Annotated in this window: 32 protein-coding genes; 18 read left to right on the top strand and 14 right to left on the bottom strand. The window is 62.9% G+C overall.

The features are described from left to right. Positions 1–283 precede the first annotated feature (283 nt). Positions 284–469, top strand: a complete 186-nt coding sequence (locus IP91_RS00545; protein ID WP_145646746.1) for a hypothetical protein — start codon at positions 284–286, stop codon at positions 467–469. A 151-nt stretch (positions 470–620) separates the two neighbouring features. Here IP91_RS00545 and IP91_RS00540 read toward each other — a convergent pair whose 3' ends face one another. From IP91_RS00540 to IP91_RS00490, 11 genes are all read right to left on the bottom strand, one after another. After that, the gene (locus IP91_RS00540) at positions 621–893 is read right to left on the bottom strand and encodes a hypothetical protein (protein WP_145646743.1); all 273 of its coding nucleotides are present in this window, start codon (positions 891–893) and stop codon (positions 621–623) included. Between the two features lie 354 nt (positions 894–1,247). Next, on the bottom strand, positions 1,248–1,640 hold the full coding sequence (locus IP91_RS00535; RefSeq protein WP_145646741.1) for a hypothetical protein: 393 nt from the start codon (positions 1,638–1,640) through the stop codon (positions 1,248–1,250). Further along, positions 1,637–2,125: a hypothetical protein gene (locus tag IP91_RS00530; RefSeq protein WP_229473713.1), complete on the bottom strand. Its 489-nt coding sequence runs from the start codon at positions 2,123–2,125 to the stop codon at positions 1,637–1,639. The genes IP91_RS00535 and IP91_RS00530 overlap by 4 nt, the downstream gene beginning before the upstream one ends. Further along, positions 2,122–2,523 (bottom strand): hypothetical protein, encoded by a 402-nt coding sequence (locus tag IP91_RS00525; RefSeq protein WP_145646739.1) that lies wholly within the window; start codon positions 2,521–2,523, stop codon positions 2,122–2,124. Before IP91_RS00525 ends, IP91_RS00530 begins: the two co-directional genes overlap by 4 nt. 47 nt (positions 2,524–2,570) lie before the next feature. Beyond that, on the bottom strand, positions 2,571–3,059 hold the full coding sequence (locus tag IP91_RS00520) for a hypothetical protein (protein ID WP_145646736.1): 489 nt from the start codon (positions 3,057–3,059) through the stop codon (positions 2,571–2,573). Next, positions 3,056–4,132: a DUF1376 domain-containing protein gene (locus tag IP91_RS00515; protein ID WP_145646734.1), complete on the bottom strand. Its 1,077-nt coding sequence runs from the start codon at positions 4,130–4,132 to the stop codon at positions 3,056–3,058. The genes IP91_RS00520 and IP91_RS00515 overlap by 4 nt, the downstream gene beginning before the upstream one ends. Continuing rightward, complete coding sequence (locus tag IP91_RS00510) at positions 4,129–5,010, bottom strand: DNA adenine methylase (protein WP_145646731.1); 882 nt, start codon at positions 5,008–5,010, stop codon at positions 4,129–4,131. The genes IP91_RS00515 and IP91_RS00510 overlap by 4 nt, the downstream gene beginning before the upstream one ends. After that, positions 5,007–5,354 carry a helix-turn-helix domain-containing protein gene (locus IP91_RS00505; protein ID WP_145646729.1) on the bottom strand — a complete coding sequence of 116 codons (348 nt, stop codon included), beginning with the start codon at positions 5,352–5,354 and terminating at the stop codon, positions 5,007–5,009. The genes IP91_RS00510 and IP91_RS00505 overlap by 4 nt, the downstream gene beginning before the upstream one ends. Further along, entirely contained in the window at positions 5,351–5,629 is a 279-nt protein-coding gene (locus IP91_RS00500; RefSeq protein WP_145646726.1) for a hypothetical protein, read from the bottom strand. Before IP91_RS00500 ends, IP91_RS00505 begins: the two co-directional genes overlap by 4 nt. Then, on the bottom strand, positions 5,629–5,823 hold the full coding sequence (locus IP91_RS00495; RefSeq protein WP_145646723.1) for a hypothetical protein: 195 nt from the start codon (positions 5,821–5,823) through the stop codon (positions 5,629–5,631). Before IP91_RS00495 ends, IP91_RS00500 begins: the two co-directional genes overlap by 1 nt. Before the next feature lie 71 nt (positions 5,824–5,894). Further along, a complete protein-coding gene (locus IP91_RS00490) occupies positions 5,895–6,155 on the bottom strand; it encodes a hypothetical protein (protein WP_145646721.1) in 261 nt (86 codons plus the stop codon). Positions 6,156–6,268: 113 nt separating this feature from the next. Between IP91_RS00490 and IP91_RS00485 the strand changes: the two genes are divergently transcribed. Continuing rightward, the gene (locus IP91_RS00485) at positions 6,269–6,544 is read left to right on the top strand and encodes a hypothetical protein (RefSeq protein WP_145646719.1); all 276 of its coding nucleotides are present in this window, start codon (positions 6,269–6,271) and stop codon (positions 6,542–6,544) included. On the opposite strand, the gene IP91_RS00480 is transcribed toward IP91_RS00485, so the two are convergent. Together IP91_RS00480 and IP91_RS00475 are read right to left on the bottom strand one after the other, a co-directional pair. After that, entirely contained in the window at positions 6,519–6,725 is a 207-nt protein-coding gene (locus IP91_RS00480; protein WP_145646717.1) for a hypothetical protein, read from the bottom strand. The two genes, IP91_RS00485 and IP91_RS00480, sit on opposite strands and share 26 nt — an antisense overlap. Positions 6,726–6,781: 56 nt before the next feature. Beyond that, positions 6,782–7,003, bottom strand: a complete 222-nt coding sequence (locus IP91_RS00475) for a transcriptional regulator (protein ID WP_145646715.1) — start codon at positions 7,001–7,003, stop codon at positions 6,782–6,784. Positions 7,004–7,118: 115 nt separating this feature from the next. Between IP91_RS00475 and IP91_RS00470 the strand changes: the two genes are divergently transcribed. From IP91_RS00470 to IP91_RS00410, 14 genes are all read left to right on the top strand, one after another. Next, entirely contained in the window at positions 7,119–7,904 is a 786-nt protein-coding gene (locus IP91_RS00470) for a LexA family transcriptional regulator (RefSeq protein WP_158643037.1), read from the top strand. Positions 7,905–7,915: 11 nt separating this feature from the next. Next, positions 7,916–8,461, top strand: a complete 546-nt coding sequence (locus IP91_RS00465; RefSeq protein WP_145646711.1) for a hypothetical protein — start codon at positions 7,916–7,918, stop codon at positions 8,459–8,461. Positions 8,462–8,518: 57 nt separating this feature from the next. Continuing rightward, positions 8,519–9,133: a hypothetical protein gene (locus IP91_RS00460; protein ID WP_145646709.1), complete on the top strand. Its 615-nt coding sequence runs from the start codon at positions 8,519–8,521 to the stop codon at positions 9,131–9,133. A gap of 255 nt (positions 9,134–9,388) precedes the next feature. Beyond that, positions 9,389–9,748 carry a hypothetical protein gene (locus IP91_RS00455; protein WP_145646707.1) on the top strand — a complete coding sequence of 120 codons (360 nt, stop codon included), beginning with the start codon at positions 9,389–9,391 and terminating at the stop codon, positions 9,746–9,748. Positions 9,749–10,039: 291 nt separating this feature from the next. After that, positions 10,040–10,378 carry a hypothetical protein gene (locus tag IP91_RS00450; RefSeq protein ID WP_145646705.1) on the top strand — a complete coding sequence of 113 codons (339 nt, stop codon included), beginning with the start codon at positions 10,040–10,042 and terminating at the stop codon, positions 10,376–10,378. Next, a complete protein-coding gene (locus tag IP91_RS00445; protein ID WP_145646703.1) occupies positions 10,375–10,590 on the top strand; it encodes a hypothetical protein in 216 nt (71 codons plus the stop codon). The genes IP91_RS00450 and IP91_RS00445 overlap by 4 nt, the downstream gene beginning before the upstream one ends. Continuing rightward, a complete protein-coding gene (locus IP91_RS26590; protein ID WP_259772433.1) occupies positions 10,587–10,712 on the top strand; it encodes a hypothetical protein in 126 nt (41 codons plus the stop codon). The genes IP91_RS00445 and IP91_RS26590 overlap by 4 nt, the downstream gene beginning before the upstream one ends. 8 nt (positions 10,713–10,720) lie before the next feature. Then, positions 10,721–11,629, top strand: a complete 909-nt coding sequence (locus IP91_RS00440) for a YqaJ viral recombinase family nuclease (protein ID WP_158643036.1) — start codon at positions 10,721–10,723, stop codon at positions 11,627–11,629. Then, positions 11,630–12,667, top strand: a complete 1,038-nt coding sequence (gene recT / locus IP91_RS00435; protein ID WP_145646699.1) for a recombination protein RecT — start codon at positions 11,630–11,632, stop codon at positions 12,665–12,667. Further along, positions 12,667–12,900 carry a hypothetical protein gene (locus IP91_RS00430; RefSeq protein WP_145646697.1) on the top strand — a complete coding sequence of 78 codons (234 nt, stop codon included), beginning with the start codon at positions 12,667–12,669 and terminating at the stop codon, positions 12,898–12,900. Before recT ends, IP91_RS00430 begins: the two co-directional genes overlap by 1 nt. A 23-nt stretch (positions 12,901–12,923) precedes the next feature. Continuing rightward, positions 12,924–13,220, top strand: coding sequence for a KTSC domain-containing protein (locus tag IP91_RS00425; RefSeq protein ID WP_145646695.1), 297 nt, complete (start codon positions 12,924–12,926; stop codon positions 13,218–13,220). After that, positions 13,217–13,453, top strand: coding sequence for a hypothetical protein (locus IP91_RS00420; RefSeq protein ID WP_145646693.1), 237 nt, complete (start codon positions 13,217–13,219; stop codon positions 13,451–13,453). Before IP91_RS00425 ends, IP91_RS00420 begins: the two co-directional genes overlap by 4 nt. Before the next feature lie 14 nt (positions 13,454–13,467). Next, a complete protein-coding gene (locus tag IP91_RS00415) occupies positions 13,468–13,701 on the top strand; it encodes a hypothetical protein (protein WP_145646691.1) in 234 nt (77 codons plus the stop codon). Positions 13,702–13,718: 17 nt separating this feature from the next. Continuing rightward, the gene (locus IP91_RS00410) at positions 13,719–15,536 is read left to right on the top strand and encodes a DNA cytosine methyltransferase (protein WP_199754459.1); all 1,818 of its coding nucleotides are present in this window, start codon (positions 13,719–13,721) and stop codon (positions 15,534–15,536) included. A gap of 11 nt (positions 15,537–15,547) precedes the next feature. On the opposite strand, the gene IP91_RS00405 is transcribed toward IP91_RS00410, so the two are convergent. Further along, positions 15,548–16,222 carry a hypothetical protein gene (locus IP91_RS00405; RefSeq protein ID WP_145646686.1) on the bottom strand — a complete coding sequence of 225 codons (675 nt, stop codon included), beginning with the start codon at positions 16,220–16,222 and terminating at the stop codon, positions 15,548–15,550. A gap of 63 nt (positions 16,223–16,285) precedes the next feature. On the opposite strand from IP91_RS00405, the gene IP91_RS00400 reads away from it, so the two are divergent. Both IP91_RS00400 and IP91_RS00395 read left to right on the top strand, forming a co-directional pair. After that, a complete protein-coding gene (locus tag IP91_RS00400; RefSeq protein ID WP_145646684.1) occupies positions 16,286–16,687 on the top strand; it encodes a hypothetical protein in 402 nt (133 codons plus the stop codon). Next, positions 16,680–17,261 carry a hypothetical protein gene (locus IP91_RS00395; protein WP_145646681.1) on the top strand — a complete coding sequence of 194 codons (582 nt, stop codon included), beginning with the start codon at positions 16,680–16,682 and terminating at the stop codon, positions 17,259–17,261. Before IP91_RS00400 ends, IP91_RS00395 begins: the two co-directional genes overlap by 8 nt. The last annotated feature ends 35 nt before the right edge of the window (positions 17,262–17,296 follow it).

Raw genomic sequence — 17,296 nt, 5'->3', positions numbered from 1 at the left:
ACCCGGGTGTGCACCAGTTGCAGCAGCACGAGCACCCAGCGGCGGTCGGCGTCGACGGGCATGCTCATAGGTCTTTCTGGCGGCCAGGCCGCCGGCATTCGGGGATCAGGTCCCAGCCCAGTTCGTGCCGGATCTCTTCCGGCGAGGGTGGGGGCTCGGGCGACCAGGTGCGGCGGTCAAGCCACTCGCGCACCGATTCCTTGCTGGGGTGCGTAGTGGTCGCCATGATGTGTCCCTTGGTCGTGTTACTGTTGAGCTTTTGCCAACTGATCTCGGAGGATTGATGGACTACAACGAACTACTGTTTGCGTACAAGGTGAGGCACGAGGCCCTGACAGATCTCGCGCAACGCTTCCCCAACGGCTTGCGGAAGGATCAATTCCAGGAGGAGCTGAAACAGGTCGTTCGTGAGATCGTGGGTCACACGCAGTCCATCGCGGCCGACATAGCGATTCTGGTGAGGGACTGAAGCAAAAAGCCCCGCGTCATTGCTGATCGCGGGGCCTTGTTTTTCCCTGAAGACGCCGGGGGCTGCCAATCTGGCACCCCGGACGCGTCTTGAACGACGGAAATAAGTTGTAGGTAGGAAATTTAAACTAGATGACGGGCGACGTCAATGACTATTGCACGTTCTCAACCCCTTCGTTGCGGGCGAACAACATTGCGTCAGCGAGTACATAGCTCAGCCGAGCCAATTCCGGAGCCATCGAATTATCAAAACTCAAACCAGGGGCTACGATCAAGCTGGCCAACACCTTCGATGCGAAATAGTCACGCAGTGACATGCCGTCGCAACCAGGCCGCTGCACTTCAACCTTTTCGCCGCTGGCATCTAAGCAAAATACCGAACAGGTCTGGGTCGGAAAGGCCGGGCCACTACTGTCATTGTTCATCGCTCATCCCTTGATTAATTACGCATGCGCTCGGCAAACGTTACGTGAATTGGGAATGCAATTTTAACCAAAGTTGGGAGCCAATGCGAATTCCAGTAGTCGCAATGTAGCGACCACCCGGTGGTGGCCGGCGTAGTTTCGTGGGCTAAGGAATTTCAGCGGCGGGAGCTACTTGGCGCTGCAGCTGCAGCTCAGCGCGGGCCTGTTCGATTGCACTTTGCCTGTCCTGACAAGTTTGGATCCACTCCCGATCACTGGCGAAAACTGCTTTCGCCAGCGACTTCTCGGTCTCGACAGATGCGACTTGCAATGCAAACTGAAGCGTTTGCAGCGATCGCTCGGATAGCTGGAGTGTCATTTTTGTACGCATTCGTTCTCGTCAATGTTCGCGACGAAGCATTCTACCGCAGCCTGTGCCTGCCGGAATGCGCTCACGAACTCGGTCGCCGGCCGCTGCGGAATCCCCGTCTTCCGGCACACCACCTCTGGCGGCGCCTGGCGGATGTAGCACCACCACAGCATCAGCCGGTGCTTCGTCTCCAGCTTCGGCATCGCGCGCTCGAGCAGCCAAGCGTCGTCCTCATCGATGGTTCGGCGCTCGAGCGTCGACGATGCTGAGCCCTCCGCTGCCCTGCGCATCGCGTCGCAGATGGCGCCCGTCTGGCTGGCGGCAGGCCGGCGCTCGCGGGTCAGCGCCCAGCGGGACCAGTTCTCCAGCCTGGATCCGATATCGCGGCGTTCCGTCAAGCTGCTCCCCCCAGCTGCCGCGCGCGACGTGCCAGCAAGGTGACGGCCACGCCCAGCGCTGGCCACGCATGACTGGACACGCCGAACAACGGGCCCGGCCGCCCCTTCGTGCCGATCTGCGGCGTCTTGCCGCCACCGGTGCGCGGGAACATGTCGAGCAGCGCCTGGCGCACGTTCGGATCCTTGGCCTTGGTCGTGCCGCATAGGTGGATCTTCACGTCCTTGCGGTAGACCAGCTCCACGGCGCGCGGGTCACGCCAGGCCTGCTGGAAGCGGCCGATCCACACGCAGGTTTCGAAGACCTCGCGGCCGACGGCCATGCCGTACGAGGCAATCATCTCGATCGCGAGGTGCTTGGCGGGCCACTGCTGCACCAGCAGCATCATGTCGGCATTATCGAGCACGCCGGAATCGATCACGCGGTCGCCGTCGTAGATGCAGAAGCCGGATTGCGTGGTCCCCGGATCGATGGCGAGGATGGTCATGGGGTGGTTCTCCTTGTCGTTGTGGTGCCCGGCGCGGTGCCGGGTGTAATTCGTTCCTGGCTATCGCCCTCGCGCAGCGGCAGCCCGATGACGAGGACGTCGTCGGTAAGCGGTGCGGTGCCGGCCGGGACCACGATCGAATCGCCGTCGTGCTTCGCCGTCCGCTGGATCCGGCACGCCGTTGCGCCGACACGCCGGCCGCGGTACCGGCGCGGGGTTGGCTCGATGCGCTCGAGCAGCAAGTCGGCCAGGATGGCGATCGAGTCGAGCGGCCCGAAGACCATGGGCACGCTCACGAACCCCGGCGTATCGACCAGGCCGTAGACCTCGAGACCAACGCTGTGCGCCAGCTCGGCCACGCCCTGCACGATGTCGTCGATGGGGTGCTGTTCGTTCATGCGATTCCTCCCGGTGGTGCGCCTTGCGCGCGAAATGGTCTCAGTCATCACGCTGGCATGTCGAAGCCGACCTTCGAAAACGTCGCTACCTCGCCTCCTCCAGCCGGCATGGTCGGGTTGTAGGCCGACGAGTCCAGCACGGGGCTCAGCTCGTGGCGCAGCGCGCTCTCCAAGCGTGCCAACCAGGTGCTGCGGGCTTCGCCGCCGCTGTGGTGATCGGCCTTGCGCTTCCACAGCAGATCCGGCCGCTGGTGCGCCGTCAGCTGCCGCTCGATCATCTGGAATGCGGCGCGCGATTCAGCGGTGCCAGGTGGGTGGTGACGCACGTCGTGCACGGCCATCGACAGCCAGCGCAGGCGATGCATCTCGGACGTGATGGCCTGCAGCTTGCCGGCGTTGGCGCCGAAGTGGGCGAAACACCACCACTCCGTGCTGCCGGTCGTGCTGCTCGACATCGAGCCGATCAGCGGGCAGCCGTAGGCGGCGCAAAGGTGCTGCGGGCGTTCGGCGATGCGGTCTTCGTGTCCGTGGTTCATGCGGCCTCCTTGCGTTTGTCGATGGCTGCCTGGATGCGTGCAGCGAAGTCGGGGTAGGTCTCGCCACCGCGGGCGAACAGGCCGAGCTCACGGCCCTTGGCGTCGATGCCCTGGTTGCTGCGCTTCCAGGCCCAGTCGTCGGCCTTTGGCTTCGCAGGCTTCGGTGGCGGCGGGTTCAGCAGCTCGACCACGATCGGCTTCAGGTACGGCACGTGGAACGGCTCGTCGCCCAGCGATTCCCTGGCCCGCTTCACGGCGTCGAGCAGCAGCACGTCGGTGACGCGCTCGTCCTGCGCCCAGGTCACGGCGACGTCCGGATGGAAGGCCGTGACCTTCCTCACCCCCGCGCCGGTCAGCAGCGTGGCGATGGCGACGGCACGCATGCTCGGGTCGACGCCGGCGAGCGTTGGGCGAGGCGGCAGCCGGTCGTCGTCGTAGTCCTCGCGAGTACTGTCCGATGAGCCGCCGCTCTCTGGGTTTGTAGTTAACTGTCCCTGTCCCTCTCCCTGTCCCTTGGATTGCTTTTCACCGGTGACACTGCGAGTCTGTCCCTGGGACACCTTGGGTTTGTCGCTAGGGACAAATAGCGGCTGTCCCGTGGGACAACCTGATGACAACCAACTATCGAAATCGGGAAACGGGATGCTTGTCCCGTGCCGCTCGTTGTGCTTTTTAATGCGCGCGCACTCGGTTTTCAGGCGCTGTCGCAGCTTCGCCATCCAGGCCTCGTTGGCCTTTTCGGCGACGACAGGGTGATACAGGCGGCCGTCTGCGCATTTGATCCAGCCGCGTAGCGCACCTGCCCGGACCTTCTGCCACGCCTTCACGACGCGGCCATAGCCGGCGTACTGGGCCAGCACCTTGTCGTCGTCAGGTAGGCTTGCGGCCGGCACCTGGTGCCACGCGGCGCACCACAGCAGCACTGCGCAGCGGAACTCGTCGGCCTCGGCGGTCACGGCCAGGTCGCTATCGCGCAGCCGCACGACGTCCAGTGGCATGAAGGCGAAGTCCTGGAGGTTGCAGTCGGCGGGCGTGAGCGGTGCCGCCAGCGCGGAGAGGTCGGCGGGATTCATACGAACATCCGCTGTTGGGCGGCCTGCTGTTCGAGCGCACTGGCGCATGCCTGGTTGATCCAGACGACTTCCATGCGCATGCGGCCGCCGTCGGCGACGTGCCGGCGCTCGTGACGGATCCAGTCCGGGTAAAGCTCGCGGTCGTACAGATCGCTGGGATAGCCGGACAGCACCACCATGCCCTGCGCCGCGTGCAGTACTGCGGCCAGCTGGCGATGGTCGTCGTCGCTCATCTCGTGCCGGTAGCCGTGCGTCTTCGCAGAGCGGCCCATGATCGCGGAGCGCGTGCTGTGGCAGTACGGGGGGTCCGCGTAGATCAGGGTCGACGGCGAATCCATGCGCTCGATCACCTCGAACGCGTTGCGGTTTTCGATGACGACACCGCGGAGGCGCCGTGTGAAGTCCGGGATGGCATGCGACCAGGTCGAGTACTCCACGGCCGGCAGCACGCGGCCGTCGGTCAACTTCGATCGGAAACCGGTCCTGCAGCTGCGCGTGGCCGAGTCGGAGCCGTGGCCCATGAAGGATTTGATGATGGTCTTGTGCGCGAGGTCCATGTCGCTGACGGCCGGCTCATATGCCCAGTCGAACTCGTCCCGCGCGAACGGCGTCATTTCCACCAGGTGCTGCAGCTCGAGCGCGAGCGCGGGGTCCCGCAGGATTCGGAACAGGTTCACGACCGTCGAGTCGAGGTCGTTGTAGCACTCGGCGCCTACGCGGGGCTTCTGCAGCAGGATGGACGCGGCACCGCCGAACGGTTCGACGTAGACGGTGTGGCGTGGGAAGAAGGAGAGGATCCACGGCGCCAGGCGGAACTTGCCACCGTGGTAGCGCAGCACCGGGCGCGCCGGTGCCTCAATAGCGTTCGTGGTCGTCATGCCCGGCACTCCCGCGGCGCACCGAAGAACGCCTGCACCAGCATGTCGCGGCGGCCGATCACCGGGTAATCGCGCACCGTGGGTTGGCGAGGAATGATCGCGGCCGTGTCCGCGGCAGGCTTGCGCCCGGCGTACCAGGTCACCGAGGCCTGCGCCACGACGCGGTATGCCTGGCCAGAGGCTTCCAGCTGCTTGAGGCGCGTGCAGCAGGTCACCTTCGTGTAGCCGGTGATGGCCACGAGCTCGTTCGACGTGCGCGGGCCCTCGGCCAGCAGCTGGGCGATTTCTTCGAGCAGATGCACGGCCGGGAAGCCGCTCTTGCGGTTGGTTTTCGGCGTGGTCATGGCCGCACCCCGTACGAGACGCCGGCAGCGTGGATATTGGCGGCGATCCGCTGCCTCGCATCCTCGATGGCCGCAGGTTCGTTCGGGCATGCATCAGCGATGTCGACGACCTCGTCGAGCAGCCTATCGCGTTCGCAGCGATCCCACTCCTCCTGCCAGACGGCGATGGCGTGCGCGTGCCAGTTGAAGCCATGATCTTCGCGGCCGGCGCCCCGCGCGAATGCCGAGCGGGCTTTCGCCTCGATCATGGCGCGTGAAATGACTGGATCAGCCATCAGCAGCCCTCCCCTGCCCGGCGATACTTCTCAACCGCCTCGGCCAGCTCGTTGCCGCTCACCTTGAGCTTGCCTGCCGCGCGTGCTTTCTCTTCCACTGGCGCGCACTGCGCGGCCTTCCGGCGATCCACCCAGGTGCATGCCTTCGCAATGACCTTCGTGGCTGCCGGGTGATCCGGTGGTAAATTTTTCATGTCGTTTCCTGTCATGGCCCGGACGCTCGCCGGGCTATTTTTTCGTCGATACCTGGCGCAGCCGGAAGCCATTAAAAATTCCTCCGCGCGCTGACCATGCCCTTTACGGCGCTGGCCCGGCTCGGCATCCGGCCTTGACCCGGACATCCTCGGGATTCCCCCTTTGGCACCTGGGAGATACCATGCGTGCGCACGGCGTTGTTGATGAGGCTGCGGCTGTGCGCGCTCTTCGAGACGCCGAGCAGGTTGCACAGGCCGGCGAAGCCGGTCATCTCGGTAGGGCTCAGCAGGGTTTCCAGGCATTCAGTGCGCGTTCGTGGGTTGAGGCTCATGGTTTTCTCCTTGGTGGTGCGGGTTACGAGGGTGGATGGGTCGTTCGGGTGGGTGATCCCAGTCGTGCTAAATTGTCATTCCCCAACAACAACTTTTTTGAAAGGAATCACCCGTGGCTAATAATCTTTTCGTGGCCTATGACCTTGATGTGCCGATTCAAAATTACAAACGGGTCATTGCTGCCATCAATGCTCTCGGTGAGGCTGTCCGCGTCCAGGCGTCGCTGTTCTATGTGAAGTCGTCGCTGTCGGCAAAATTGGCTGAGGAATTCGTTTCCGCAGTAGCCAGTAGCAACGACAGGATCCTCGTCATCGACGCAGCGGACGCCTGGTGGCACAACGCTATGGAGCCGGCGCCAGAGTTCATTCAGGCTCGCTGGAGGCGGTAATGCTGTTCGGGCTACCGCCAGCCCCAGTGCGGTTCGCTGGATTCCCCTCCGGCGACCGGCGGTAGAGCCGAACCGAGCCAAACGGGCAACCCCGCACGTGAACCAGCACGCCCAGGGCCTTCGCGAAGAGGTGAAGCAGGCGCAAGCGCCATTTCGGATAAATGCTGTAGAGCTCTTCCATGGTGTTGCTCCTAGTGGTCGTGGTTCAGGATTTCAGGGGTTACAGTGGGCTGGGTGCTACTGCGATACAGGGGCAGGAGCCTCCCCGAACACCGCAGGATTCAGTTCGTAGCGGGTGACCTGGCCATCGAGGACAGACTCCACATCGCGGCAGCGCTCGCCCGGCACGGCACCCTGCGCGGCCCACTTTTGAATGGCCTGCGGTGTCAGGCCGAGAAGATTGCCGAGAGCGGTCTGACTGCCCGCGATACGGATGGCTTTTGCGATTCCGGTTTCCATGGGTCTCCACGGTTGGTTGGTTACAACCCAAGGTTACATCAATACGGTTGTAGCTACAACTTTTTTTTGCAGTGCTCGCTACAACGGAAACTTGTAATATCTCTGAATGGAAACAATGGCAATTCGACTAACTGAACTTTTGCAAGCCAAGAACGGCGGCAACCAGTCAGAAATGGCACGCGCTGTCGGCGTGACGCCGCAGGCCGTTCAGAAATGGATGTCAGGCGTGACGGAGCCCCGCGGCGCCAATCTGGATGCAGCAGCCCTCTTCCTGGGCGTATCGCCTTCGGAGCTGAAGTTCGGCAGCGATGCAACCCGGCGACGCGAGCGCGACATTGCGCTGATCAAGTTGGAAGCACGCGATCAATCGATCTTCGATAGCGCGCGTGTCGGCGAGAAGCGGCAAGCGCCGCGAGACCAGCCTGCGGTGCACTCAGCCGTAATCGCTCGGGATCCCGAGGACGGGGTGCCTGACGACGTGGTCCTGGTGCCCGAGTCGCGGATCAAATTTTCAGGTGGGAACGGTCACATCAACTACGAATTGGTAGACGAGCACGAGCCAGCCACATACCGGCGCAGCTGGTTCCAGAAGCACGGCATCAACCCTGATCGAGTGCGGCGCTTCCGCGTGACAGGCGACAGCATGGAGCCGATGCTATTCGCACGCGACACGATCCTGGTGAACCTGGATGAGACGGAGGTTACCGATGGACGGCTCTATGCGCTGCGCTACGGAGATCAGCTGCGTGTGAAGTACCTGAGCCGACGCCTCGATGGCACGCTGGTGCTGCGCAGCGTGAACCCGTCGTACCGGGATGAGGAAGTGCCAGCCGAGCTGGCGAACGAGCACATCACTGTCATCGGTCGCGTGCGGGATAGAAGTGGCACCGGTGGGCTCTAAGGATTTTCTAGATGAACATCTTTGAAGGAAGCAGACGTGTCGCGCTTATTTTTGCAGGCCTAATTTTAATAGGCTCCTTTATCGCTATTGTAATTGATAAGCCTTTTGTGGAACTCAACTACGCAGTTACAGACGTCGGGAGGACGCTGATAAAATCTGGAGACAATTGCCGAATAGGTTTGGATGCCAGTCAAAGCAGGAATCACAATACTCCAGACGGAAAAAGCTTCTATATAAAGTTCTGCTTCCTTTCTATAGCTCATGAAGGGACCTCCAGAGGAATTGCCTATAAAAGCGACACTAAATACACTTATTTCAATGGGCCATATAGTTCGGAGGTAATCGAATTCACGGCTAGTATAGCGGATGCATACATCCCCACGCCCCAAGATTACTCCGATGCGGCCGAAGAATATTCGCGCGCACGTTGGGCAAACATTGAAAGAGGTGCGGGCTACCTCGGCTTGGCTTTATTTGTGTACTGGCTTACCGTGGCCGCAATTGGCTGGATCGTCCGCGGCTTTATGGGTATACCGCGTGGCAGAGACAGCAAGTAATCCTCGCATTGCGCGGGGAGGCGCAACGGCACGCCACGATGCCGGATAAGGGGTGTTATGAAATATAAATTTATACTCATTGCTGCGTATGCAGTAGCATCATCTGCATCCGCTTCGAGTGCAAATTGCCTATCGATTAAAACCGATAAAGCTCGATTGGCATGCTACGACAAAGCGGCCAAGGACCCGGCAAAGGCGGACGTATCTGCACCCGTGGCTCAGTCCGCACCCGCAGCCGTTCCACTACCGCAATCTGTTGCACCTGCCATGAAAAAAGACGGCGAAGTATTTGCATCAGGAAAATGGCACGTTATTCAAAAGCAGGACGCAATGACAGATAGGAAGAACTGTACTGCGCTCTATGAAGGTGCGTGGACAATCCAGGGGAATCCAGGGAAGCTATACGTCAGTTTTAAGGGGCGCGGCGGGATAAAGGCTTATCAACTTCGCGTCGACGATGCGCCGGCAGACGAGCTCCGGTTAGCAACAGAAATGGAGGGTAAAATCAGCGCCGCTGACCTTTCGCATAGCTATGACAGGATTTACGAATCTAAGCGTGTCCGGTTACAGACAATGACCATTCTGGGTAGCACATTGATCGAAGACATCGACATGAATGGCTATAAAGAGTCGATCCAATACATGATCGCGAACTGCGGAAGTCACACTTAAGTAGCCTTGGGCGCGGCGTCCACCGCCACGCCTCCCCCAACATTTGCGCAGCCCGACTTGTGGTCTGCCATGTCTTTCAAGCCCCGCTATGCGGGGCCCCATAGCTCGCAGCACGCGAGCTTTTTTTCCGCCATAAATTCAACCTGCCCCACCTCCGCGCCTTCGAACGATTTTTTCTACAACTTTCTCTTGCAATTACAACTTTGTAGTTGTAACCTAGCGTTGTAGATGAGACGAACTGAACCGGAGACCACCATGCCCCGCACCACCCCCACCGATGAGCAGTACGACGAAAAGCTGACAGAAGTCACGCGCGCCCAGCACGCCACGATCATGGCTGCGCTGAAGGCCGGCGAACCGAACAACACGACGGTCATTGACATGGCCCTGAGCGACTACCTGTCCGACGAGAACGCGCTGGCCGCGCTGATCAAGGCCACGGCCGCCGGCCGCAATCCCCTGCAAGCAGTGATCAATGACCTGGTGTGGACCGAGGCCGAAGAGCGGGCCCGCGCCGAGCTGGCGCGCCTGGAGCGTGAACGCGTGGCCAACGACATCGAGGACCGCGCCGAGCGCGCGGCACACGACCGGCTGCTGGACAGCGTGCTGGTTTGAGAGAGCGGAGCGGCGCACCCCGTACAACGTGCGTCTTGCCCTGCAGTCGGGTCAGGAAGTTGACGGAGTGGGATCTCGAATGCCCTGGCAGCCTGGAACAGACAGGCACCCCGATAAGCGCATTCCAGCGAGTGCTTATTGGGACTGGATGACGGTTAGAGGGTTCTCAAGACGGTCCCCATAAATGTCTAGCTGAACCCCTGGGTGGCGCCCAACGCCTGGCAGTCGGGAATAGACCGGCACCCCCACCAACAACCGCCGGCGGCGCCGGCCAGAACAGGGAGCAGCACGATGGAACACACGAAAACGCCGTGGCGCATCGGCGCAGGGACCAGCACCGGCGCGGTAGTCGCGGACGAAGCGGTGCCGGAGATCGGCGGCAGTGATGCGGTGGCGTACTACGGTGGCCACCTGATCGCGGAATCGATCGCGCCGCGCAACGCTGCCTTCATCGTCCGCGCCTGCAACACCCACGATGCGTTGCTCGAGTACTTCCGCGCTGGTGTCGCACTGGGCAACACACTCGGCCACCCAGACGCCACGGCCGCCGACGAGAACAGGGCCGAGGCGCGCTACGACGCTGCGCGCGTGGCTGCCAACGCTGCCCTCCGTGCTGCAGGTGTCGCATGACCGCCCTCACCCGCATCACGCGCCGCATGGTGCGCAAAGCCCTGCGCCCGGTCCGCCTGCACCTGAACCGCCGCGCGCTGGCCCGCAACAGCGAGACGATCGAAGGCCTGCAGGTCCTGCGCGAGGAAGCCACGCGCCAGCTGGTGCGGGAACGCGCGCTCTGTCTGCACCTGATCGAGGAGCGCCTGGAGCTCACCGAGAGCTCAACGTGATCGGTAACGCCATCGGCGCCGGCCGCTACATCCGGACGAAGTACAGATTGTTCCGCCGTGTTGGCATGGAGCCGCGCCACGCGCTGGCCCGCGCCTTCCACAGCCTGTTCAACGATTTCTAGGAATGACCATGAATGCAATCGTCGATCCGACCACCTACGACCGCATGAAATACCTCGGCGGCAGCGACATCGCCGCAATCCTGGGCGTGAGCCCATACCGCAACGTCGTGGACCTGTGGCTGGACAAAATCAAGCCGCGCGCCGAGAGCGGCCAGAACGCAGCAGCAAAGCGCCGCGGCTCGCGCCTGGAACCGTACATCCTCGACATGATCCGCGAGGAACACGGCCTGGAGATCGTCGCGGCGAATAACCGCTACATCGACGCGGAGCTGCCGTACATGGCCGCCGAGATCGATTTCGAATACCGCGATCCAGACACGGGCGAGGTCGAGAACGGTGAGATCAAGACTGTGCATCCATTCAAGATGAAGGAATGGGGCGAGCACGGCACCGACAACCTGCCGCTGCACTACGTCGCCCAGGTGCAGCACGGCATGGGCGTGCGCACCGCTAGTCGCTGCCGCGTGTTCGCGCTGATCGGCGATGACCTCAAGCCGTACGTGGTCGAGCGCGACGACGAGTTGATCGAGGCCATGCGGGCCCGGGCCGCTGAGTTCTGGACGAAGTACGTGCTGCCGAAGGTGCAGCCTCCGCTGGACTACGAGCACAAGGACATCATCGACACCATCAAGCGTCTGTATCCGGGCACGGATGGCACGGTCATCGACGCGACCGCGATGCATGAGCATTGGCGCGCCGTGATCGGCACGGCCGCCGAGATGCGCGACCACTACGAAGCCATCCTGGCCGGCGCCAAAGCCCACCTGCTCGCTGAAATGGGCAGCGCGGCCGCCATCAAATTCGCCGACGGCATGGCCTTCACCCGCAAGGTCATCAGCAAGAAGGCCTACACCGTCAACTACGACGCAACCCGCTACGTCGACTTCCGACTGGCCAAACTGAAGGAGCAAGCATAAATGAGCACATCCCAATTGAAGGCCATCACTACTGGCCAGCCTGCGAAAGCCGAGAAGCCGAAGGATCTGGCGCAGCTAATGGCCAGCCCGGCCGTGCAGTCGCAGCTCAAGGTTGCGCTGCCGCGCCACATGACGGCCGAGCGCATGGCGCGCATCGCCACTACGGAAATGCGCAAGATCCCGAAGCTTGCACAGTGCGACCCCATGTCGTTCCTGGGTGCTGTCATTCAGTGCGCGCAGCTGGGCCTGGAGCCAGGCAACGCGCTGGGCCACGCCTACATCCTGCCCTTCGACAAGCGCCAGAAGGTCGGCGGCCGTTGGGAGACAGTGGGCACCGAAGCGCAGGTGATCATCGGCTACCGGGGGATGATCGACCTGGCACGCCGCAGCGGCCAAATCATCAGCATCGAAGCGCGCGGCGTGTATGAAGGCGACCAATTCGATTGCGAGCTGGGCCTGGATTCCAAGCTGACGCACACGCCTGACTGGCAGAATCCGAACCGCACACAGCCTGACAAGCTGCGCTTCGTGTACGCAGTGGCGAAGCTCAAGGACGGCGGCGTGCAGTTCGACGTGATGTCGCGCGCCGAGGTCGACGGCATCCGCGCGCGCAGTAAGTCAGCCGACAACGGGCCATGGGTAACTGACTATGCGGCCATGGCACTGAAATCTGTCGTGCGCCGTTTGTTTAAATTCCTGCCGGTGTCGATCGAAATGCAGCAGGCCGTAGGCCTTGACGAGCAGGCCGATGCTGGCGTCAGCCAGCAGAATAGCGCCGTCATCGACGGCAATTTCGCCGAAGTTGAGCCGCCGCAGGAGCTGGGCCACGACGCAGCGCCGCCCGCCGACCAGGCCGGCACCGGCGCGGACTTCGCAGTCGACTACGACACGATGTTCAGCCGCATCAGCCAGTGCGCTGATCTCGATGTGCTCGACATCCTCGTCGATGAGCTGCGCACTGCGCCGCCCAGCACTGAGCGCACCAAACTGGAAGCCCTGGCAACGGAGCGCCGCGCTGCGCTGGAGGGCGGCCAGTGATGGCCGGGCAAACCACGGGTAACGCAGCGGCCGAGCCTGTGCTGCGCCTGGGCCAGATCGGCACACGCCTCGGCTTCAGCATAACCGCTGCCTTCCTGACCACGCTGGGCTTCACGGCTGCCGGCCGCGAGCGCGCCGCAGTGCTGTACCACGAGGCCGACTTCCCCGCCATCTGCGCGGCACTGATCGACCACATCGACGCCGTTCGCAACCAGCAGTACGCCGCGGCCTAATTCCACCACCACAGGAGAACGACATGCCCATCCTCCACGATATCGAAATGCTGCCGGTCGATTCGTCGCAAATCGCGGCCATCGGCCACAGCGCAGACAGCAACACCCTGGCCATTCAGTTCAAGGGCCGTACCGGCCCGGGCAGCGTGTACCACTACCAGAACTTTGACGCCGCGGCGTTCGAGGAGTTCGCCGCAGCTGAGTCGATCGGCAGCCACTTCTACAAGCACATCAAGCCGCACGCGGCGAAGTACCCGTATGAGAAGAAGGCCGACGTGATCGAGGTGGTCGACGGCGCCGACGAGGAGCAGCCGGCATGACGACGCAGAAGCCGTCCGTGTGGACTGCGCTGCGCTGCCGCGAGCCCGAGTTCCAGGCCTGCCTGGGCGTCAGCAGCGAGGCGGCCGCCGCGGCGAAGGTCCGTGAGCTGTGCGAGGTGACGTCGCGCAGCGAGCTGGACCGCGACGCGGCCGCCGAGGCGCGCTGGCACGAGCGGATCCGCCGGCGCTTCCTGCGGTACCAGCAGGCTCGCGCGAGCAGCGCGCAGCAGTGATGGATCCTCGCCGCATGCAGTTCAACCACGTCGAGCGGCCGCTGGTCGACGACGAGGACAACCGCGGCCTGAACTGTCACGGCTGCCTGTTCCACCGCCAGCCAGCTGCTGTGTGCCGGGTGGCCGCTGCCGAAGCCGTGCTGCGCGGCCTGCGCGACTGCGATTCGATCGACCAGTTCGGCGAGGTGGTTGTGTATGTAGAGACCGCGGTGGACCCGCGGCAGATGGATTTGATAGGAGAATCGTAATGCCCCGTGATGTACACATGACCCGCGAGATCACGCACTTCCACTTCTGCTGCGGCATCGGCGGCGCGGCCAAAGGCTTCAACGCTGCGCACCCGCGCGTGGGCAACGTGTCCGCCCGCTTCCGCTGCCTCGGCGGCGTCGACGTCTCGCCATCGGCCATTCGCGACTTCGATCGCCTGGTGGGCACGCCCGGCACGGTGATGGACCTGTTCACCCGTGCGCAGTACACCGCGTTCCACGGGAAAAAGCCGCCGGCCGGGTGGCGCGAAATGGGACCGGCCGACATCCAGCGGGCGGCCGGCAACGAGCGGCCGAACGTCGTGTTCATCAGCAGCCCGTGCAAGGGCGCCAGCGGGCTGCTGTCGGAGAAGATGAGCCAGACGGCGAAGTACCAGGCGCTGAACGAGCTGACGCTTCGCTGCATCTGGCTCATGTGCGAGGCCTGGGGCAACGACCCGGTCGACCTGATCGTCTTCGAGAACGTGCCCCGCCTGGCCACGCGCGGCCGGCACCTGCTGGATCAGATCGGTCAGCTGCTGCGCCGGTACGGCTACGCGGTGGCCGAGACGACGCACGACTGCGGCGAGCTGGGCGGCCTGGCGCAGAGCCGCAAGCGCTTCCTGCTGGTGGCGCGCCACACCGAGAAGGTGCCGGCGTTCCTGTACGAGCCGGAGCGCAAACGTCTGCAGGCCGTCGGCGATGTGCTGGGCCGCATGCCGATGCCCGGCGACGCGGCGGCCGGCCCGATGCACCGGATCCCGCGCCTGCAGTGGAAAACGTGGGTGCGGCTGGCGTTCGTCGAGGCCGGCAGCGACTGGCGCTCCTTGAACCGCTTAGCGGTCGAGAACGGACACCTGCGCGACTACCTGCTGGTGCCGGAAATGCACGGCGGCACGCTCGGTGTGAACCGTTGGACGGAGCCGACCGGCACCGTGACCAGCCGTGGCGCGCCGACTTGCGGCAACTTCGCCGTGGCCGATCCGCGTCACATGGGTCCAGCGAAGCACAGCAACGAGCTGCGCGTGGGCCAATGGGACGAGCCAGCGCGCGTCGTCTCCGGAGCGCACGGCAGCGGCGCGTGCGTGGCGGATCCGCGCTTCGATTCGGGCACATACGACTGCGGCCAATACGGCGTGTGCGGGTGGGGCGAGACGATGGGCGCCGTCATCAACGTGAAGTCGCCCGGACAGGGAATGTTCGCGGTGCAGGATCCGCGGCCGCCAGCGCGCGAGCTGTTCGGAAAGTATGCGATCACCAGGTGGGACGAGGCAACCGGCACGGTGATCGCCGGCAGCACCACTGGCCAGGGAGCCGTTGCCGTTGCAGACCCGCGTACCGGCATGCGCCGCGTGGCCGGCGATGCGTATTTGACCGGCGGCCACTACGGGGTGGTGCCGTGGGAGTCAGCCTCCGGTGCCGTCAGTGCGGCCGCGCGCCAGGACAACGGTCGCTGGTCTGTCGCAGATCCGCGCATCGATGGGCTTCCGGCGCCGGACCAGAAGACGGTCGCCATCATCCGCGCGCTGGACGGCACCTGGCACCGGCCGTTCACGACGCTCGAACTAGCCGCGCTGCAGTCGCTGATCGAGCCCGAAGAGTACCTGCTGCTGGATGGGATGAGCGACAGCGTATGGCGGGAGCACATCGGCAACCTAGTGCCGCCGAAGGCTGCTACGGCGATCGCAGAAGTAATGGGCACAACACTGCTGCTGGCGGGCTTGGGCGAGACGTTCGTATTGAACGCAACCCCTATATGGGTTCGTAATGTCGCACTTGCCTTGGCCCTGCCACACAAGCCCATCGAATGTAATTCGGTTACATCGAAGCGAACTTAATACACGACAGCTCACATCGCTTCAGCCTCAAGTTTTGCCATCAGAAGCTGAATATCACGTTCAATTTTAGAAAGGATAAAACGCACACTCCAACTAGGAGATTTAGCAATAGGAACGTGCTCACCACGCGAGTATTCGTGAGGAACGATTAGCAAGCGGCTGATGGAGCCATTGATAGCATCTTCGAGTTGAGTTTCCAGTTCGAAAGCTGCTGTTAGGGCATTAGCCGATAGCAGGCTTAAACCTGCCTCATATCGGTGAATGCGTCCTCTGAATACGGTGTAACGCGCGACAACAAAGCCGGCTTGGTCCGCGACTTCCCGCCATTTTTCTGGCTCGAATATCTGCGGCTCGTCATCGCCGTCATAGCAGTTGGGTCGTTCAGGTCGGCCGAGTACACCAACTACTTCACTAATGGCATGCGTAACAGGGAAAAACATTTCACGGACAAGCCGCGCCGCTCCCCTGCGTTGAACTGATGTCTGCCGGTCTGCGATCCAAAACGCGCCTGCTACGCCTGCTAATGCTCCCAGAGCGCTACCCCAAAGAGTAGCGACAGGTTCGTACAGTTTTTCACCAAGCCTTTGCGCGATTATCGGAAAGGCCGCGAGCATGGTGAGACTTATGACGCAGATGATCAACCAACGTGCCTCAGGTTTAAACGCATCCTTGAATTTTTTTAGCATGGCAGGTCGACCCCTATCGACCTGAAATCGTAACACACCCTAATGACCGACTAAAGGATAACCATGGACCATAGCAACCAACTGGAAACTCTGAAAGGCATCGTGCTCGACGCCGTGGCCGAGCTGCTGCGCGCATCCGGCGCTGCAGCCGTCGCGCTGCGCGGCGCCACTCCGGACCATGCCGTGCTGGCCGGCGACGTCACGGCGCTGGCGCGGCTGCTTGACCTGCAGGCCGACGACGCGAAGGATGTAGCCATCCTCGCTGCCATGGCGGGCGCCCCGCCGCGTCTGTGGCTCGTGAAAAATCCATCAGGCTGGACTTCCGCGTTTTACACGAATCAGCCGGATCCCGCGCAGTGGCCAGGGAAAACGATCGAGGAATATGTGGTGACGCGGGTGAACCACGCGCCGCCGACGCCCGTGCCGGACGGCGCCGTGGACAGTGAAGGAGGCCATTGTGACTGAACGCGGCATTCTCTTCTCGGCGCCGATGGTGCGCGCGCTGCTGGACGGCACGAAGACGCAGACGCGGCGTGTGGTGAAGCCGCACCCGCGCGACGACGCCTTCGTGCTACTCGACCACGGCGATGGCTGGTGGCCGTATCGCAGCGAGGATGGCGAAAGCGCTAACGTCGACAATATGGAATATCCGTTCGCGTGCCCCTACGGCCAGCCGGGCGATCGCCTGTGGGTCCGCGAGACGTGGGGCTTCAACCCGGACCACCCGGGCATCATCGCGCACGTGTGTTACCGAGCCGACCCTGGCCACGAGCACGACGGCATCACCTGGAAGCCGAGCATCCACATGCCGCGCGCCGCCAGCCGCATCCTGCTGGAGATCGTCAGCGTGCGTGTGGAGCGGCTGCAGGACACCAGCCGTGGCGATGCTATGGATGAGGGTTGCCCATTCCCGAACATGGCACAGGGCGCTGATCCACGTCAGTGGTACGCCGAGCTATGGGAGAACATCAACGGCGCCGGCAGCTGGGCGGCGAACCCGTGGGTGTGGGCGCTGGAGTTTCGGCGGATCCAGCCATGAGCGCCACCGTCAACTTCCTGCTGACGTGGCCGCCC

The sequence above is a fragment of the Pseudoduganella lurida genome (assembly GCF_007830455.1).
GTDB lineage: Bacteria > Pseudomonadota > Gammaproteobacteria > Burkholderiales > Burkholderiaceae_D > Rugamonas > Rugamonas lurida.
Note: the sequence above shows the minus strand (reverse complement) of the source record. Positions and strands in the feature narration are given on the sequence as shown.

Bases quoted from the DNA above. Each gene is read 5' to 3' on its own strand.
- IP91_RS00480 (WP_145646717.1), bottom strand. From the start codon at position 6,725: ATGGAAGAGCTCTACAGCATTTATCCGAAATGGCGCTTGCGCCTGCTT.
- recT (WP_145646699.1), top strand. From the start codon at position 11,630: ATGAGCACATCCCAATTGAAGGCCATCACTACTGGCCAGCCTGCGAAA.
- IP91_RS00475 (WP_145646715.1), bottom strand. From the start codon at position 7,003: ATGGAAACCGGAATCGCAAAAGCCATCCGTATCGCGGGCAGTCAGACC.
- IP91_RS00525 (WP_145646739.1), bottom strand. From the start codon at position 2,523: ATGAACGAACAGCACCCCATCGACGACATCGTGCAGGGCGTGGCCGAG.
- IP91_RS00400 (WP_145646684.1), top strand. From the start codon at position 16,286: ATGGACCATAGCAACCAACTGGAAACTCTGAAAGGCATCGTGCTCGAC.
- IP91_RS00495 (WP_145646723.1), bottom strand. From the start codon at position 5,823: ATGAAAAATTTACCACCGGATCACCCGGCAGCCACGAAGGTCATTGCG.
- IP91_RS00415 (WP_145646691.1), top strand. From the start codon at position 13,468: ATGCAGTTCAACCACGTCGAGCGGCCGCTGGTCGACGACGAGGACAAC.
- IP91_RS00460 (WP_145646709.1), top strand. From the start codon at position 8,519: ATGAAATATAAATTTATACTCATTGCTGCGTATGCAGTAGCATCATCT.
- IP91_RS00465 (WP_145646711.1), top strand. From the start codon at position 7,916: ATGAACATCTTTGAAGGAAGCAGACGTGTCGCGCTTATTTTTGCAGGC.
- IP91_RS00455 (WP_145646707.1), top strand. From the start codon at position 9,389: ATGCCCCGCACCACCCCCACCGATGAGCAGTACGACGAAAAGCTGACA.
- IP91_RS00420 (WP_145646693.1), top strand. From the start codon at position 13,217: ATGACGACGCAGAAGCCGTCCGTGTGGACTGCGCTGCGCTGCCGCGAG.
- IP91_RS00425 (WP_145646695.1), top strand. From the start codon at position 12,924: ATGCCCATCCTCCACGATATCGAAATGCTGCCGGTCGATTCGTCGCAA.
- IP91_RS00540 (WP_145646743.1), bottom strand. From the start codon at position 893: ATGAACAATGACAGTAGTGGCCCGGCCTTTCCGACCCAGACCTGTTCG.
- IP91_RS00470 (WP_158643037.1), top strand. From the start codon at position 7,119: ATGGCAATTCGACTAACTGAACTTTTGCAAGCCAAGAACGGCGGCAAC.
- IP91_RS00510 (WP_145646731.1), bottom strand. From the start codon at position 5,010: ATGACGACCACGAACGCTATTGAGGCACCGGCGCGCCCGGTGCTGCGC.
- IP91_RS00440 (WP_158643036.1), top strand. From the start codon at position 10,721: ATGAATGCAATCGTCGATCCGACCACCTACGACCGCATGAAATACCTC.
- IP91_RS00545 (WP_145646746.1), top strand. From the start codon at position 284: ATGGACTACAACGAACTACTGTTTGCGTACAAGGTGAGGCACGAGGCC.
- IP91_RS00405 (WP_145646686.1), bottom strand. From the start codon at position 16,222: ATGCTAAAAAAATTCAAGGATGCGTTTAAACCTGAGGCACGTTGGTTG.
- IP91_RS00530 (WP_229473713.1), bottom strand. From the start codon at position 2,125: ATGACCATCCTCGCCATCGATCCGGGGACCACGCAATCCGGCTTCTGC.
- IP91_RS00445 (WP_145646703.1), top strand. From the start codon at position 10,375: ATGACCGCCCTCACCCGCATCACGCGCCGCATGGTGCGCAAAGCCCTG.
- IP91_RS00500 (WP_145646726.1), bottom strand. From the start codon at position 5,629: ATGGCTGATCCAGTCATTTCACGCGCCATGATCGAGGCGAAAGCCCGC.
- IP91_RS00450 (WP_145646705.1), top strand. From the start codon at position 10,040: ATGGAACACACGAAAACGCCGTGGCGCATCGGCGCAGGGACCAGCACC.
- IP91_RS00515 (WP_145646734.1), bottom strand. From the start codon at position 4,132: ATGAATCCCGCCGACCTCTCCGCGCTGGCGGCACCGCTCACGCCCGCC.
- IP91_RS00490 (WP_145646721.1), bottom strand. From the start codon at position 6,155: ATGAGCCTCAACCCACGAACGCGCACTGAATGCCTGGAAACCCTGCTG.
- IP91_RS00410 (WP_199754459.1), top strand. From the start codon at position 13,719: ATGACCCGCGAGATCACGCACTTCCACTTCTGCTGCGGCATCGGCGGC.
- IP91_RS00520 (WP_145646736.1), bottom strand. From the start codon at position 3,059: ATGAACCACGGACACGAAGACCGCATCGCCGAACGCCCGCAGCACCTT.
- IP91_RS00430 (WP_145646697.1), top strand. From the start codon at position 12,667: ATGGCCGGGCAAACCACGGGTAACGCAGCGGCCGAGCCTGTGCTGCGC.
- IP91_RS00505 (WP_145646729.1), bottom strand. From the start codon at position 5,354: ATGACCACGCCGAAAACCAACCGCAAGAGCGGCTTCCCGGCCGTGCAT.